This is a genomic window from Acidaminococcales bacterium, assembly GCA_031290885.1.
In the GTDB taxonomy this organism is placed as follows: domain Bacteria; phylum Bacillota; class Negativicutes; order Acidaminococcales; family JAISLQ01; genus JAISLQ01.
Map to the genome: position 1 here is coordinate 43,008 of JAISLQ010000037.1, position 17,328 is coordinate 60,335.

Genomic DNA, 17,328 nt, shown 5'->3' on the forward strand with positions numbered 1-17,328 from the left:
ATAAAGGGAGTTTTGGGGCTGTGTTTAAAAACGCGGTCAAACATATCGCCGGCCCTGCCTGGGACAAATACATTTATCGCTCGCTGCTGTTTTTGGCCTTCAGCCTGAACGTCAGCACGGCGGCGGGCAGCGTTGCGCTCGCGCTTTCGGCGGCGCTGGTTTTGGCTAAGCTGCGCGCCGCGCGGGCGGCGTTTGCCTGCGACAGGAAATTCCTATATGCGTTCGGGCTTTTTTTTCTGGTTTTGGCCTTCTCCTCCCTAACGGGGGTAAACGCGCCGGACAGCGCGCGCCGGACTTTTTCGCTTTTTTGCCGGAGCGGGCCTTTTTTTCTTTTGGCGGCTTTCGCCTGCGGCCGGGAGAAGGCCGTTAAGATTTTCCTCGCGGCGGCGGCGGGGCTTTTGTGCACCGATATTTATGTAATAGCCAGTTTCGGCGGCGGGAAAGCGTCCGGCTTGTTCAAGTCGCCCATGAGCCTGGCCGGCCTCTTGCAACTGATGCTGCCGGTGCTCGCGGCGGCGGCCGTAAGCGGCGGGCGGGCGGCTTTCAAGCGGCGGGCGTTCTGCGGGGCGGTTTTTGTTTTGTCGGCGGCGGCGCTGTTTTATAATGGGATTTTCGGCGCCTGGGTCGCCGTATTGTTTTCTCTGGCGCTTTATTTTTTCCTGCGGCGCAAAAAAGCCCAAGCCATATGTTTGAGCTTGTGCGTTACGGCGGCCGCAATCGGCGGCGTTTACGCTTTCGCGCCGGCGGCGCGAGAAAGAATGGACGCCATAGCCGCCGGACGGGACCCTTCCATGCTGGAACGCTTTTGCCTTTGGGAGAGCGCGGCAAACATGCTGAAGGACTACCCCCTGCTGGGCGTGGGGCCAGGCAATTTCGGACGGCTTTATGCGGCGCGCTATATCTTGCCGGATGCGAAGGAGCCTTGCCTAAAGCACGCGCACAACGACTTTTTACAGATGGCCGCCGAAACCGGCGTTATGGGCCTGGCGGCTTTTATTTATCTTTTTTACGTTATTTTGCGCCTCAACCTTGCCCGGTATCGCCAGGAAAAGGAAAATTTCCTTGCTTTGGGCGCTTTTCTCGCAACGGCCGGTTTTTTGGCGCATGGGCTGACGGAATTTAATTTTGGCAATTCCGCCGTGACCAGGCTGTTTTGGCTGCTGCTGGGCCTTTCGCAGGCCGCGCGCGGCGAAGAAAAGGGCGCGGCGGGAAAGGCTCCCTTGCCGCCGCCGCCGGAAAAAGTACGGCATATCCTGCTCATAAAACTCATGCATTTTGGCGACGTGTTGTTGGCCACCCCGGTTCTGTCCACCCTGAAAATGAACTATCCGCATGCCCTGGTTGACGTTTTGGTATACGGCGGCACGGACGACGTATTGGCGGCAAACGGCGCGGCAAACAACATTTGGCGCGTTGACCGCGGCTTGAAGCGCAAGGGGCTGAAGGCGCAAATCGCCGGGGAAAAGGCGCTGTTTGACAAGGTGCGTTCCACGCGTTACGATATAATCATAAATCTTTCCGACCGCTGGCGCGGCGGACTTTACTGCCGCCTTCTCAAACCCGCCTTCAGCATCGGCTTTAATGAGGGGCGGCGCTCCCGACTTTTGTGGGGCGCCTGCCATGCCGTGCTGGTGGACAGGATAAATCACGGCGAGCAGCACACGGTATTGAACGATCTCAGTGTCCTTGCCCCTTTGCGGCTAAAACAGCGTTCGGAAGAAGTAGTTATGGCTTACCGGCCGGCCGACCTTGAACACTTTGAAACCATAAGCCGGCGAGAGAATCTTGGCGGTTATGTGCTTATCCAGCCTACGGCGCGCTGGGCATTTAAAACTTGGTCAACCGCCGGGTTTAGCCAATTGATTGACTATTTGAACGCGCGCGGCCAAACCGTGGTGCTGACGGCGGGAAAAGCGGAAAATGAAATCGCCATGGTCAAAGAGATCATCGCCGGCTGCGCCGAGGGCGCAAAGATCGTTAATCTGGCCGGCCAGCTGACCTTGACGCAACTGGCGGTCTTTATTGAAAAAGCCGAACTGTTTTTAGGCGTGGATTCTGTTCCCATGCACATCGCGGCGGCGCTAAAAACGCCCATGGTCGTGCTTTTCGGTCCCAGCAACCTCAAACAGTGGTACCCCTGGCAAGCAGAACATACCCTCCTCTGGGCGGGCGACTACCGCTCCCTGCCGCGCGTCGGCGAAGTGGACACCAACACAAACGAGCGTTATCTTTACGCGATACCGGCCAAAGACGTGATAGAAGCGGTCGCCTGCCGGCTGGACAAAGGGCGGACTTGAAGGCCGCGCGCGGTTTGGGGTTTGCAACTGTCACGGTATATTGGGCAAAGCATTTTGGTTCTTTCCCGATCCAGTTGAAAAATGGACAAGCCGGATTTTCATTGACTGGCGGGCAGCAGTTTGCAGGCGACCGGCAAAGGGATTTTCAGCTTTAAGGGGGAAAGAGCCAACATTTTTGGCGAAAGAGGCAAAAACGATGCGAGAAAATCCCGGCGCGCCGGCAGAAGAAATGTTCCGCACAGGCCTGGACGTGGGATCGACCACCGTCAAACTGGCCGTGATCGATAAAAACGACAAGCTGATTTTCCAGCTCTACCGGCGGCATCTGTCAGATGTGCGCCAGACGCTGGACGGGCTTTTTCAGGAGGCGGCCGCCAAATTTGGCGAAAGGCGGACGACGCTCGCAATCGCCGGTTCGGGCGGCATGGCCCTTGCGGAACCGCTGGGGGGGGCATTTATCCAGGAAGTGGTGGCAGGCGCCGAGGCAATACGGCATTATCTGCCCGATACGGATGTTGCGATCGAGTTGGGCGGCGAAGACGCCAAACTTACGTTTTTCGACGCCGGCGTCGACCAGCGCATGAACGAAACCTGCGCCGGCGGTACGGGCGCGTTTATCGACCAGATGGCTTCCTTTTTGTCAACAGACCCCTCCGGGCTGGACGCGCTGGCGGCAAGGCATCGCGCCATTTATCCGATAGCCGCGCGCTGCGGCGTTTTTGCGAAAAACGACATACTGCCGCTTTTAAACGAAGGCGCGGCCAAAGAGGACATAGCCGTATCGATTTTGCAGGCGGTGGTTGACCAGACCATCGGCGGCCTGGCCTGTGGGCGCGCTATCCGCGGCCGGGTCGTTTTTTTGGGCGGGCCGCTGTATTTTTTGCCGCAGCTGCGCGAACGCTTTATCAAAACCCTCAAACTGTCGCCAGGCGACTTTATCTGTCCCAAGGAAGCGCCTTATTTCGTGGCGCTGGGCGCGGCTTTGTATTCCAAGAAAAACTGCCCGGAAACTTTTTCCGGGCTGGCCGCCCGCTCCGCGCGGTTGGCCGCCGCCGGCGGCCAACCGGAGATGCGCCCTTTGCCGCCGCTTTTTGAAAATATTGAAGACCTTCGGATTTTTCAGCAGCGCCATGCGCTGGCCACTCTGCCCAAAGTAGGCTGGCCGGCCGACGGGAAAGTATTTATTGGCTTTGACGCCGGCTCCACCACCACCAAGGCGGTGGTGATAGACGAAGACGGGGGGCTTGTCCACTTTAGTTACGGCTCCAACCTCGGTTCCCCCCTGCAGTCCGTCATGAACGCTCTCTCCGAGATATACCGCCTCATGCCGCGCGCCGTCACGGTCGCCAAAGCCGGCGTTACTGGTTACGGCGAAGGCCTGGTGAAGGCGGCGCTGAACATAGACGTCGGTGAAGTGGAAACCGTGGCGCATTATAAAGCGGCGGCCTTTTTCGCCCCTGACGTCAGTTTCATCATTGATATCGGCGGACAGGACATCAAATGCCTGTCGGTAAAAAACGGGCTTATCGACCGCCTGATGCTTAACGAAGCCTGCTCCTCCGGCTGCGGTTCTTTCCTTGAGACGTTCGCCAAAACGCTCAGCCTTGACGCGCCCGGCTTCGCTAAAGCGGCTCTTTTCGCGGCGCAGCCTATGGATCTTGGCTCGCGCTGCACTGTCTTTATGAACTCCAAGGTGAAGCAGGCGCAAAAAGAAGGGGCATCGGTCGGCGACATATCGGCCGGCCTTTCCTATTCCGTTGTCCGCAACGCCCTTTACAAAGTCATACGCATAGCGAACGCGGAAGAACTTGGCGACAAGGTCGTCGTGCAGGGCGGCGCCTTTTTAAACGATGCCGTGCTGAGGGCTTTTGAGCTGTCCATAAACCGCCATGTCGTAAGGCCGGATATCTCGGGGCTGATGGGCGCTTTCGGCGCGGCTCTTTTGGCGCGGGAAGAATATAGGGTGTCGCCCCAGCCCTCCGTCATGATCGGGAAGGACGCGCTCTTGTCCTTTAGCGTAAAGGTAAAAAGCAGCCGCTGCCACCGCTGCGCCAACCGCTGCCTGCTGACCATAAACAGTTTCCCCGACGGGCGCCGCTACATATCGGGCAACCGGTGCGAACGCGGCTCGGGCGGCGAGGAGACGCAAAATCCTTTGAGCGCCCTGGCCGACAAATCAAGCATAGCCAGCCATCTGGCCAAACTGCCGGTAATCGGCGGCCTGGCCGGGCAATCGCCCAAGCCGCCGCCGACCCTGCCCAATCTTTACAAATGGAAATATGAGCGCCTGTTTGATTTCTACAAGCAAAGCGAAACGGAAAAAACGCGCGGCCGCGTGGGGCTGCCGCGGGTACTGAGCTTTTATGAGCTTTATCCTTTCTGGTTTACGTTTTTTGACGCGCTCGGCCTGAAAGTGGAACTTTCGCCGCCCTCTTCCAAAGAGATGCTCAGCCGCGCGCTCGACACCATACCTTCGCAAACCGTCTGCTATCCGGCTAAATTGGCGCACGGGCACATAACGGAGCTGGCCAGGAAAAAAATCGACTTTATTTTTTATCCCTGCCTGCCTTTTTCCCCGCCCGCCGACTATCGCACGGACGGCAGCTATAATTGCCCGCTCGTTACCTCTTACGCCGAAGTCTTGCGCCTCAACATCGACCTTTTGCGCGAATGTGGCGTTAAATTTGTCGCCCCTTTCCTTGATCTCGGCAATCACGGCCACGTGGCCGAAACCTTGCGCAAAGAACTTGGTTTTTTGCCCCTTTTGGCCGCCAGGGAAGTGGAAGCCGCCTTAAAGAAAGCTTACGGGGCGCAGCATAAATTTTGGGACGACGTCCGGCAAGCCGGCGAGCGGGCGCTTGACTACCTGGCGAATTCCGGGCGGACGGGCGTTGTGCTGGCCGGGCACCCTTACCACCTTGACCCGCAAGCGCATCACGGCATACCGGACATCATCACCGCCAATGGCCTGGCCGTGCTGACCGAAGATTCCATCGCGCACAAAGGCGGGGCGGACATGTCGCTGCGCGTGGTGGATCAGTGGGTATACCATTCGCGCCTTTATAAAAGCGCCGATTACGTCGCTAAATGCGACAATTTGGAAATAGTCAACCTCGTATCTTTCGGTTGCGGCATAGACGCGGTTTGCTCCGATCAGGTCGCCGAAATAATTGAAGCGGCCGGCAAAGTCTATACGGCCATTAAAATTGACGAAGGGGACAACCTTGGCGCCGCCCGCATCAGGATAAGGTCCCTGCTGGCCGCCGTGAAGGAAAGGCGGCGCACCGCCAGAAAAAATTCCCGCCCGGAGACGTATAAATATACCCCCGCCGCCCTGACGAGCCGAAAAGACCTTTCCCGCTATACCCTGCTCGCGCCGCAAATGTCGCCGGCCCACTGGCAATTTATGGAACCGGTTATGGCCACGGCCGGCTACCAGGTCAAAGTCCTGCCCGAAGTCAGCCGTGAAGCGGTGGAAACGGGACTGCGCTATGTAAACAATGACGCCTGCTATCCGGCGATTGTATCCATCGGGCAGGTCATTCACGCCCTGCAGAGCGGGCAGCACGACCTTGGCCGGACAGCGGTGCTGATGTCGCAGACCGGCGGCGGCTGCCGCGCCAGCAACTATGTGGCTTTCCTGCGCCGCGCTCTCTTATTGTCTGGACTGGAACGGATACCGGTGATTCCCGTCGGCATGGTCGCCAAAAAAAATGAAATGGCCCTTAGGCTGACGCCCTGGCTTTTGAACAAACTGACTTACGGCTTGTTATACGGCGATATGCTGCAAAGATTGCTTCTCGCTTCCCGCCCTTACGAAAACGATGGGGGTTCGGCGCAAAAACTCTACGGCCTCTGGGCAAAAAAGGCGGAAAAATCCATCCTGATGGCCGATCGGAAAATTTTCGCGCAAGACATGCGATCCATGGTGGAAGATTTCGCCGCCCTTGGCCTGCGCCCGCCCTCAAAGCCAAAAGTAGGGATAGTGGGAGAAATCCTGATCAATTTTCACCCGGACGCCAACAACCGGGTCGTTTCGCTGGTGGAAGCGGAAGGCGGCGAAGCCTGCCTGCCGGAATTGTCCGATTTTGTCCTTTACTGCCTTTATGATCATGTTTTCCAGGCGGATGAATTGGGGTACGGCAAAATAAAAAAATGGATTTGCGAATACCTGAGCGCGTTTATTGAAAAAAGGCGCGACAGCATGCGGGATGCTCTCAGCGGCTACCCGCGCTTCGGGCAGATTAAAAAATTCGCCGGGCTTGTCAACATCGGCAAAAAGATCCTTTCGCTCGGCAACCAGAGCGGCGAAGGCTGGTGCCTTGCCGCCGACATGGCGGCGATGCTCGAAAGCGGCGTCAGCGGGGTGCTTTGCCTCCAGCCTTTCGGCTGTTTGCCCAACCATATCACAGGCAAAGGGGTGATCAAAGAACTCAAGCGCCTTTACCCCGGCGCCAATCTGGCGGCTTTGGACTACGATGCGGGAACCAGCGAAGTCAACCAGCTTAACCGCATAAAACTTCTTATGTCAAGCGTCTCATAAAATCAATGCTGTTTTCAGCTTAAAACACGAACAGGATTTGCGAGGCGCTTTGCCGCCTTGCGCGGCGCAAGACATAGGCGAACCCGCATTCGGCGAGGCTTCAGAGCGAAGCGGGGCGGCAAATTGGCCGAAAAGACAGTATGATTTTAACATGGGAACGGTATATATAAATAAAAACATTTTACAATATACGCCGAAAGAGAGTAAAATGTAAATAGGCAATGGGGAAAATTCGCCGCGAGAAAAACGTGGGCGGTTTGCCGGTGCCCGGCGGCGGCTTTCAGTTGATCGTCATGAAAGATCACTATTTAAAATAAAAAACGGAGGTTGGTAAGAATGGCAGTAAAATTGGCAATCAATGGGTTTGGCCGCATTGGGCGCAACGTCTTGCGGGCAGCGCTAAACAATCCCGACATTGACATCCTGGCGGTGAATGATTTAACGGACGCCGCGACTTTGGCGCATTTACTGAAATATGACTCTGTGCACGGTACCTTCGCCGCTGACGTCAAAGCGGAAAAAGACAGCATTTTGGTCAACGGCAAAAGAGTGAGGGTGCTGGCGCAGACCGACCCGGCCAAACTCCCGTGGGGGGAGATTGGGGCCGAGGTGGTCATAGAATCCACCGGACGGTTTACCGACGCCTTGAAGGCGAAAGCCCATATCGACGCCGGCGCCAAAAAGGTGATTATTTCCGCCCCGGCCAAAAACGAGGACATAACGGTCGTCATTGGCGTGAACGAGCAAAAATACGATCCCAAGGCTCACCACGTCATTTCCAACGCGTCCTGCACGACCAACTGCCTTGCGCCTTTCACCAAAATCCTTCACGACAGTTTCGGCGTAGTGGCCGGCTTTATGACTACCATCCATTCCTATACCAACGACCAGAGGATACTTGATCTGCCGCACAGCGACCTTCGCCGGGCGCGGGCGGCGGCTATGTCGATCATACCGACCACCACCGGCGCGGCTAAAGCCGTGGGGCTGGTCATACCGGAACTTAAAGGCAAGCTCAACGGCCTCTCCATGCGCGTGCCGACGCCCAATGTTTCCTTGACCGATTTGAGCGCCCAGCTCTCCAAGGCGGTAACGGCGGAAGAAGTCAACGCCGCGCTGAAGGCCGCCTCCGAAACTACCTTGCGGGGCATTATGGGCTACAGCGAAGAACCGCTGGTATCGCGCGATTATAATGGCGATCCGCGCAGCTCCATTATTGACGCGCTTTCGACGATGGTCGTTAACGGCAACCTGGTCAAAGTAGTGTCCTGGTACGACAACGAATGGGGCTATTCCAACCGTACCGCCGACTTGGCCGTCTATATCGGCAAAAAAGGTTTTTGAGCATGGAGAAAAAAAATATCCGCGACATTGCGGTAAAAGGCAAAAAAGTAATAGTGCGCGTGGACTATAACGTGCCGATAAAATCCGGCGCGATAACCGACGACACGCGGATAGTGAAATCGTTGCCGACCATAAATTATCTGCTTGAGGCGGGCGCGGCGGTAATCCTGATGACCCATCTGGGCCGGCCTAAGGGCAAACCCGACCAGGCGTTTACCGTCAGGCCGGCGGCGGAACGGCTGCAGCAACTGCTGGGAAAAAAGGTGCTGTTTGTGCCCGACTGCATCGGCGCGGCGGCGGAAGAAGCCGCCGCAAGGCTGCGGCCCGGCGAAATATTGATGCTGGAAAACCTGCGCTTTTACGCGCAGGAAGAAAAAAACGAACCGGAATTTTCCGAAAAACTGGCTAAATTGGCAGACATTTATGTCAATGACGGCTTTGGCGTCTCCCACAGGGCGCATGCCTCGGTTGACGGCATTACCCGGTTTTTGCCGAGCGTCGCCGGCTTTTTGCTGGAACGCGAGATAAATTTTCTCGGCAAGGCGCTGGAACATCCCACGCGGCCGTTTGCCGCCATTCTCGGCGGCGCGAAGGTATCCGACAAAATAGGGGTCATTGCCAGCCTTCTGAACAAAGCCGACAAGATACTTATCGGCGGCGGCATGGCCAACACTTTCTTGGCAGCGCTCGGCTATGACATGCAAAAATCTTTGGTGGAAAGCGACAAAATTGGCTACGCCAAAGAGCTTTTGGCGCAAGCCGAAAAGAGCGGCGTTGAGTTTTTGCTGCCAACGGACGTAGTGGCGGCGGATCGCTTCGCCGACGGCGCGGCGCGCGAAAATTGCGCGGCGGACAGGATCAGGGAAGGCTGGATGGCGCTTGACATCGGCGAAAAGACTTGCGAGCTTTTTGCGGCCGCCTTAAAGGACGCGCGGACAATCGTCTGGAACGGCCCGATGGGCGTTTTTGAGATGGACGCTTTTTGCGCCGGCACGGAAAAGGTGGCCAAAGCGGTAGCGGCGTCCGCCGCCGTGAGCATAGTCGGCGGCGGCGATTCGGTCGCGGCCATTGAAAAATTAGGCCTTGCCGCTGACATAACGCACATTTCCACCGGCGGCGGCGCTTCGCTTGAATATCTGGAAGGAAAAACTCTGCCGGGGGTCGCCGCTTTGGACGATCTGCGCCGCCCCTTGATCGCCGGCAACTGGAAAATGCACAAAACGGTGAGCGAGGCGGTAGCTTTAGCGGAAGAAATAGCGCGCCTTACGGCGGGAGTGGAAGCGGAAATAGCCATATTCCCGCCTTTTACGGCGTTAGAAAGCGTAGCCGAAGCCATTGACGGGCGGCATGTCGGCTATGGCGGGCAGGATTTGCATTATGAAGACAAAGGCGCTTTTACCGGCGCGGTGTCAGGCCCCATGCTTTCAGACATAGGCTGTCAGTATGTGTTGGTAGGCCATTCCGAGCGGCGGCATATTTTCGGCGAGACCGACGCCATAAGCGGCGACAAAGTCCGGGCCGCGCTGCGCAACGGCCTGACGCCGGTGCTTTGCGTGGGCGAGCGGGAGACGGAGCGGGCAAAAGGCGAAACGGCGGCGGTTATAGAAAGGCAGCTGGCGGCCGGTCTGTCCGCGCTGGAAAAACAGGCCGAGTTGCCGGCGATGGTGGCTTATGAGCCGGTCTGGGCCATTGGCACAGGCAAGACGGCCAGCCCTGCCGACGCCGACGAAGTATGCGGCCGCATCCGCGCTTGGATAGCCGCCAATTTTGGCGAGAAAGCCGCGCGCTTTGCCAGGATACTTTACGGCGGCAGCGTTAATGAAAAAAACATAAAAGCGCTTATGGACACGGACAACATAGACGGTGTGCTGGTAGGCGGCGCCAGCCTGTCCGCCGGCGGGTTCGCCGCGATCGCGCGCTATAAATAGGAGAAAGCCATGAACAAAAAAAAGCCGCTTCTTTTGGTGATCATGGACGGGTTCGGCTTGCGGGAGTCGAAAGAATACAACGCGGTAAAGCTTGCCGCAACGCCTTGCCTGGACAAGCTTTGCGCAGAATATCCGCATACCGGCCTGATCGCCTCCGGCACGGACGTCGGGCTGCCGGAGGGGCAGATGGGCAACTCGGAAGTCGGGCATTTGAACATCGGTTCCGGCCGCATAGTTTACCAGGAACTGACGCGGATATCCAAGGCGATAAAAGACGGCTCCTTTTTTGAAAATCAAGTGCTGCTGTCCGCGTTGCGGCAGGTCAAAGAAAAAGGGTCCTTTCTGCATCTTATCGGGCTTTTGTCCGATGGCGGCGTACACAGCCATATTGAGCATCTTTTCGCCCTCCTCAAACTGGCGAAAAAAGAAAAAGTGGGAAAAGTATGCGTCCACGCCCTGTTGGACGGGCGCGACACGCCGCCGCAAAGCGGGATAGGATTTGTCGAAAGGTTGGAAGCTGAACTCAAGGCGACGGGCATAGGCGAGATAGCGACGGTAGCGGGACGGTATTACGCTATGGACCGCGACAATCGCTGGGAACGGGTGGAAAAAGCTTACCGCGTCCTGGCGCTGCGCGAGGGCGGGACGGCCGAAAACGCGGCCTCGGGCGTTAACGCCTCTTACGCGGCCGGCCTGACGGACGAATTCGTCCTGCCGTTTCGGATGGACGCCGGTTCCTTTGGCGGGATAAAGGCGGATGACGGAGTTGTATTTTATAATTTCCGGGCGGACAGGGCGCGGGAAATCACCCGCGCCCTCGCTTTGCCGGATTTTTCGGCGTTTCCCCGCCCCAACGGCCTCCTGCCGGCCAATTACGTCTGCATGACCGAATATGACGCTACCTTCCCTTTCCCGGTCGCTTTTGCGCCTGAGGACATAAAGGCGACGCTGGGCGAAGTGCTGGCCGGCTGCGGGCTGAAGCAGCTCAGAATGGCCGAGACGGAAAAATACGCCCATGTTACCTTCTTTTTCAACGGCGGCGTGGAAACGCCCAATAAAGGGGAAGACCGGGTGCTTGTCCCTTCGCCCAAGGTCGCGACTTATGATCTCAAACCGGAAATGAGCGCGCCCATAGTAACCGAAAAAGCGTTGGAACTGATCGCGCAGGATTTGTATGACGTTATCATCATAAATTACGCCAACTCCGACATGGTGGGACATACCGGCGTGCTGGACGCCGCGATAAAGGCGGTGGAGACGGTGGACAGGTGCGTGGGCGCGCTGGTCGGGGCGGTTGTCGCCAAAGGGGGCGTAGCCTGCATTACCGCCGACCACGGCAACGCCGAGCAGATGCGCGAAGAGGGCGGCACTGAGCCGCATACCGCGCACACAACTAACAAAGTGCCCTTTATTCTCGTTGGCGGCGAATACAAAGGCGCAAAACTGCGGGAAGGGATACTGGCGGACATCGCCCCAACCATGCTCCAGATCCTGGGAATAGAAAAACCGGCGCAAATGACGGGGGAAAGCCTGATCGTCAGTTGACCGCCGCTTGCGGCGGCGGCGTTTTTGCGGGGCAAAGCGCTTTGCGCTTGGAACTTCCAATGCCGGATCTGCCTTTGCGGACGACTTGCCTTCCCTGTCCCCTCAATGAGGCGCCGCTTTGCCCGGCAAAAGAGGGGAAATTATAGTTTGCGGCCGGGCAAGCTTTTAAAATCTTCGGCGCAAGCGCGCCGGATAGGGAGGCCGGCATGGGCCGGCCATTACAAGAAAACAAGGAGGATGTTGGCTGATGACGGAAATCGTTGATGTTTATGCGCGGGAAATATTGGATTCGCGCGGCAATCCGACTATCGAAGTGGAGGTTGAGCTTGAAAGCGGCGTGTGCAGCCGCGCCGCCGTGCCGTCAGGCGCTTCAACCGGCGCGCATGAGGCGGTAGAGCTGCGCGACGGCGACAAAAAGCGCTATCTCGGCAAGGGCGTGACCAAGGCGGTTGCCAATGTAAACGAAAAGATCGCGCCGGAAATAGTCGGCATGTCCACCTTGGAGCAAGTGGAAATAGACAATCTTATGATTAAGCTTGACGGTACGCCAAACAAAAGGAAACTTGGCGCCAACGCCATATTGGGCGTGTCGCTGGCGGTGGCCAAGGCGGCGGCGATCGTGTCCAGGCTGCCTCTGTACGTTTATTTGGGCGGCGCCAACGCCAAGGAACTGCCCGTTCCGATGATGAACATCTTAAACGGCGGCGCGCACGCCGACAACAACGTCGACATACAGGAATTTATGATCATGCCGGTAGGGGCGGCGTCCTTCGCTGAAGGCCTGCGTATGAACGCGGAGATATACCATCACTTGAAAACCGTGCTTAAAGAAAAAAAACTCAGCACGTCCATCGGCGACGAAGGCGGCTTCGCGCCCAACTTGGAATCGAACGAGGAAGCCCTGGCGGTTATCGTCGAGGCGATCAAAAAAGCCGGCTACAGTCCGGGCGAACAGGTGGCGCTGGCGCTTGACGTCGCCGCCAGCGAGATATACGACGCAAAGGCCAACACATACTCTTTCGCGGGCGAGAACAAGACATTTACGGCTAAACAATTGATCGACTATTACGCCTATTTGGCGGAACGCTACCCGATCATTTCCATTGAGGACGGGCTGGCCGAGGACGATTGGACGGGCTGGGCCGCGCTGACGAAAAAATTGGGCAAAAAACTGCAATTGGTAGGCGACGACTTGTTCGTGACCAACGTCAAGCGCCTTGAGAAAGGCATAGCTAAAAGCGTTGCCAACTCGATTTTGATCAAGGTAAATCAAATAGGCACGCTTACCGAAACTTTCGATACCATCGAAATGGCCAAACGCGCTGGCTATACCTGCGTAATATCCCACCGCTCGGGCGAGACCGATGACGCGGTGATCGCGGATATCGCCGTGGCGGTCAACGCCGGGCAGATCAAGACCGGCGCCCCGGCGCGCAGCGACCGGGTGTCCAAATACAACCAGTTGCTCAGGATCGAGGAAGCGCTGGGCGTAGCCGCCCAATACCGCGGCCATGAGGTTTTCTACAACTTGCGCTGACCGCGGGACATAAAAAGGCCGCGCCGCCAAGTTTTACGATAGTTTATTTTCCTTCAATGGCGGGGGGGGGGGGCAGGCGGCGGAATCGACAATTTTCTTGCCGCGCCGAGGGAAGCACAAGCCGGCTATATGGCAGGAATGAGGTGTATAGAGTGAAAATCGCGCAACAGATTGCATTTTTCCTGTTTTTCTTTTTTATCTTTACGGTTCACGCACCCTCGGCCTTGTCAAAAGAAATGGTCTTGTTGGACTCAGATATGGTAGACTCGTTTGACGACGGCGTGGCCATGATTTTGCTGGCCAATGCTCCCCGCGTGGAACTGGTGGGGGTAACGATCGTTAGCGGCAACAGTTGGGTGAAGGCAGGGGTCGCGTCCGCCCTGCGCCAGCTTGAAATCGAGGGCAAAAGCTCCGTCCCGGTGGCGGCTGGCCTTGCTTATCCACTGCGCCCCAACCGGCATGAACTGTTTGAACTGGAACGCCCTCTGTTCGGCAGGGGGCAGGACGCATGGGTGGGCTGCTTTGGCCTGCCTGAACCCAAATCCTGGCAGGAGGACTATATAAAGCGCTACGGCATCGCCCCGGATCCGGCGGTCAAACCGATAAAAAAGCACGCCGTGGATTTTATCATCGACTCGGTCAGGGCCAACCCCGGCCAAATAACCATTGCCGCCATCGGCCCTTGCGTCAATCTGGCCCTGGCGATCCGAAAAGCCCCGGACATCGTTCCCCTGATTAAACGGGTGGTTTACATGGGAGGCGCTTTCTACAGGCCGGGCAACATTACTCCCGCAGCGGAATTTAACTGGTATTTTGACCCCGAAGCAGCCAAAATATCATTGCGGGCGCCATTTAAAGAGCAAACAATAGTAGGGCTGGACGTGTGCGAAAAGGTCGTTTTTCGGCGCGCGCACTATGACCGTCTGCTGAAAACCCTCGGCAAGAGCGGGCAGGCGCAATTGCTGCGAGCTTCCTTTGTCGGGCAAAGTTTTGAAAAAAACGAGGACTTTACCTTCTTTGACTGGGACGTGATTGTTGCGGCCATCATCATTGACCCTTCCTTAATTGTCCGAAAGGAAAATGTCTTTGTCGACGTGAATGACCAGTACGGACTTTCCTACGGGCAATCCCTGGCCTATGAAGAAGCCCCCCCTGTCGGGGCGCAGCGCGCCGACGTTGTTTTGGACATTGACACAGAGCGCTTCTGGAACCTGCTCAACGACAAAACATACTGGGCTTCGGCCAGGTAGCGGGGCAGGGCATGTTGGCGCTGCCGGAGAGATCTTCCGCAAAGCCTGAAATCATGCCGGGGGGCTTCGGCATCTGCCGCGCTCCCGCCAACGCCGTAATTAAATCGCCTTCGCGCAAACGCGATATACGGGCGATTTAAAGCGGCCGCCATCAAATCGCGCTTTAGCGGCCAACGTACCGCGTGGGCGTTGGCCATGCGCGTTGGCATGTTCTTGCCGATGTTTAAGCGACATAAAATATATTCACAACGCCCGCGCTCTGCAAGCAACTTGCGCGAAGTATGCGACAAAAGACTTGATTCGCATGGCGCCGCAAGGTGGAGGTTGCCGCCGGCGCTGGGATGAACTTCATAAGGAAAAGAAGCGTAGTTGCCGCCGATATTTAAGGGATTTGCAGTGAGATTTCTTGACGATGATGCCAAATCAGGCTATGATTTTAATAAATGAAATCTTTTTGCGTGTTCTGGGGTGATTCCTCAAGAAAGCGGGTTGAGAAAATGCCGCAGGCTGCCGAAATTACAAAAAATTTGCACATTAAAAACGCTGTCGCGCCATTCGCAGCGGCAAAACATTTGTTTTCTTCGATTGAACTGTTTGCCGGAGCGGGTGGCCTTGCTCTTGGCATCGAAAAGGCGGGTTTTAATACTCGCGCCTTGATAGAGCTTGACAAAGACGCCGCAGCCACGCTAAGACGCAACCGCCCGTTTTGGAACGTCATTCACGACGACATAGCAAACATTTCCTCTTTGGACTTGTCAGATCTGTTTAAGCTGCCGGTCGGAGAATTAGATATGCTTTCCGGGGGCGCGCCCTGCCAGTCGTTTTCTTATGCCGGAAAGCGTTTAGGATTAGAGGACGCGCGGGGAACTCTTTTTTACCACTTCGCCGTATTCTTGCAAAAACTTCAACCGAAAGTATTTTTGTTTGAGAACGTGCGCGGCTTGCTGACTCACGATGGAGGGCGTACATATCAAACAATCCTTGATATTTTTGCAAAAAGCGGCTACGCAAGCCAGAAACAAATTTTAAATGCTTGGGATTACGGGGTCGCTCAAAAGCGGGAACGTCTAATTACAATCGGCATTCGCAATGACTTGGTGGAAATAATAAAAATTGACTTTCCTTTGCCCCATAGTTATAAGCCTGTTTTGCGCGATGTGCTCAAAAACATTCCCGCAAGCGAGGGCGCTGAATATTCGGAATGCAAACGCAAGATATTTGAATTGGTTCCGCCTGGTGGTTATTGGCGCGACATACCAGACAATATCGCAAAAGAGTATATGAAAAGCTGTTATTTTATGGGCGGCGGCCGCACAGGCATTTTACGGAGACTTTCCCTCGATGAGCCATCGCTGACGGTTTTAACTTCTCCATCGCAAAAACAAACAGATCGTTGTCATCCATTAGAACCGCGCCCCTTTAACATCCGCGAAAATGCCCGCATCCAATGTTTCCCGGACGATTGGACTTTCTGTGGAAGCGTAGGCAGCCAATACAAACAGGTCGGTAACGCTGTGCCCATAAACCTTGCCTTTGCGATTGCAAAAGAAATTTACAAGGGCCTGGATACTGCAAAATGTCAGTGTTAGGCTTTATTTCAGACGCGGACTTTCATAAACATGTTGAATTAACCATACAGCAATACGGCGACAAACTCGTTGCTTTTGACTTGCAGAATTTTAATAGCAATATTGTGGATCCTATAAAATTAATTTTTGACAAAACGGTTTATCGCTACTCTTGGGAAGAGATTATCAAGAATGAAATTTTTCGCCAGCGCGATAAGTCCAACAATAACGACATAGGCTATTTTCATCAACGCATTTTTCAGTATATAGCCAGTTGTTCTATCCCTTCGAAAGGTTGGGACGTCATTTTCAAACGCAACGGCGGCATTATGCTGCCGGACGGCGACAGGGTTTCGACCATCTATGTTGAGGTGAAGAACAAGCACAATACCATGAACTCGGCTTCAAGCAGCAGGACATATATTACAATGCAAGGGCAGTTGCTTAAAGATGATGATTGTGCGTGTTTTCTTGTTGAAGCAATAGCAAGACATTCTCAAAATACCACTTGGGCTGTCAGTATCGATGGAATTCGACAAAGACACCGTAGAATACGCCGTGTAAGCATGGACGAGTTTTATAGTATTGTTACCGGACAAGCAGACGCTTTCTGTAAAATGTGCATGGCGTTGCCCTCTGTCATTGAAAATGTTGTAGAAAACACCGCCGCCGCTATCGTTCCCAATGATACTGTTATTGACGAGCTGCGCGCAATAGCCGAAAAGGAAAATGGCGCAATCGCACTTTCACTGTATATGCTTGGGTTTGGCTCATACATCGGATTTAGAAAGCAATAAAATCCCCCGCGTATGCGGGAGGAAGTCGTGGGCTATTATAAGCGCGCATTTAGTTTGATAAAAAAGCTCATTTAGTTTGACATAAAGTAACTTTATTAAACTACTTTAAAAACAGCCGCCTTTTAAGGAGTCGGTCAATTGCAATATCAAATGCAACAAATTTCCCATAGGGCTTGGCATACACCAATCCTTGTATCGCCATGGCTTAGGCAAGGGGATTATGCCGCGATTGCCTCTTTGATTTTCATAAGCTCTTGCGCTAACGCTTCTATAGGCGTCATGTAGCCTAAAATCTTCCTCGGCAGATTGTTGTTCCACTCCGCCGCCATCTCTATGATCTCCGGCGCCAGTTCGTCTATGCTCCCGCCCTTTTTTATAAATCGCCGCAAGAGCCCGTTGTGCCGCTCGTTCGTCCCCTTTTCAAAGCTTGCGTACGGATGGCAAAAATATACCGCGCATTCCACCGCGCCTTTCAGCCCTGCAAATTCCGCCCCGTTGTCCCCTGTTATGCTCTTAAAG

The 17,328-nt window shown here is 55.3% G+C and carries 10 protein-coding genes; 9 read left to right on the forward strand and 1 reads right to left on the reverse strand.

What is annotated here, in order from left to right:
- Positions 1 to 20: 20 nt before the first annotated feature.
- The 9 genes from rfaQ (at position 21) to LBO03_04785 (ending at position 16,809) form a co-directional block, all read left to right on the forward strand.
- On the forward strand, positions 21 to 2,297 hold the full coding sequence (rfaQ, locus tag LBO03_04745; protein MDR3348897.1) for a putative lipopolysaccharide heptosyltransferase III: 2,277 nt from the start codon (positions 21 to 23) through the stop codon (positions 2,295 to 2,297).
- 196 nt (positions 2,298 to 2,493) lie between these two features.
- Positions 2,494 to 6,840: an acyl-CoA dehydratase activase-related protein gene (locus LBO03_04750; GenBank protein ID MDR3348898.1), complete on the forward strand. Its 4,347-nt coding sequence runs from the start codon at positions 2,494 to 2,496 to the stop codon at positions 6,838 to 6,840.
- A 336-nt stretch (positions 6,841 to 7,176) separates the two neighbouring features.
- Positions 7,177 to 8,184: a type I glyceraldehyde-3-phosphate dehydrogenase gene (gene gap / locus LBO03_04755; protein MDR3348899.1), complete on the forward strand. Its 1,008-nt coding sequence runs from the start codon at positions 7,177 to 7,179 to the stop codon at positions 8,182 to 8,184.
- A gap of 2 nt (positions 8,185 to 8,186) precedes the next feature.
- On the forward strand, positions 8,187 to 10,112 hold the full coding sequence (gene tpiA / locus LBO03_04760; protein MDR3348900.1) for a triose-phosphate isomerase: 1,926 nt from the start codon (positions 8,187 to 8,189) through the stop codon (positions 10,110 to 10,112).
- A 9-nt stretch (positions 10,113 to 10,121) separates the two neighbouring features.
- Positions 10,122 to 11,657, forward strand: a complete 1,536-nt coding sequence (gene gpmI / locus LBO03_04765) for a 2,3-bisphosphoglycerate-independent phosphoglycerate mutase (GenBank protein MDR3348901.1) — start codon at positions 10,122 to 10,124, stop codon at positions 11,655 to 11,657.
- Between the two features lie 247 nt (positions 11,658 to 11,904).
- The gene (gene eno / locus LBO03_04770) at positions 11,905 to 13,194 is read left to right on the forward strand and encodes a phosphopyruvate hydratase (GenBank protein ID MDR3348902.1); all 1,290 of its coding nucleotides are present in this window, start codon (positions 11,905 to 11,907) and stop codon (positions 13,192 to 13,194) included.
- 236 nt (positions 13,195 to 13,430) lie between these two features.
- On the forward strand, positions 13,431 to 14,444 hold the full coding sequence (locus LBO03_04775; GenBank protein ID MDR3348903.1) for a nucleoside hydrolase: 1,014 nt from the start codon (positions 13,431 to 13,433) through the stop codon (positions 14,442 to 14,444).
- A gap of 497 nt (positions 14,445 to 14,941) precedes the next feature.
- Entirely contained in the window at positions 14,942 to 16,033 is a 1,092-nt protein-coding gene (locus tag LBO03_04780; protein ID MDR3348904.1) for a DNA cytosine methyltransferase, read from the forward strand.
- Positions 16,021 to 16,809, forward strand: a complete 789-nt coding sequence (locus LBO03_04785; GenBank protein MDR3348905.1) for an Eco47II family restriction endonuclease — start codon at positions 16,021 to 16,023, stop codon at positions 16,807 to 16,809. The genes LBO03_04780 and LBO03_04785 overlap by 13 nt, the downstream gene beginning before the upstream one ends.
- A gap of 218 nt (positions 16,810 to 17,027) precedes the next feature.
- Here the strand turns inward: LBO03_04785 and LBO03_04790 are convergent.
- On the reverse strand, positions 17,028 to 17,328 hold a 301-nt coding region (locus tag LBO03_04790), incomplete at its 5' end, for an IS30 family transposase (protein MDR3348906.1).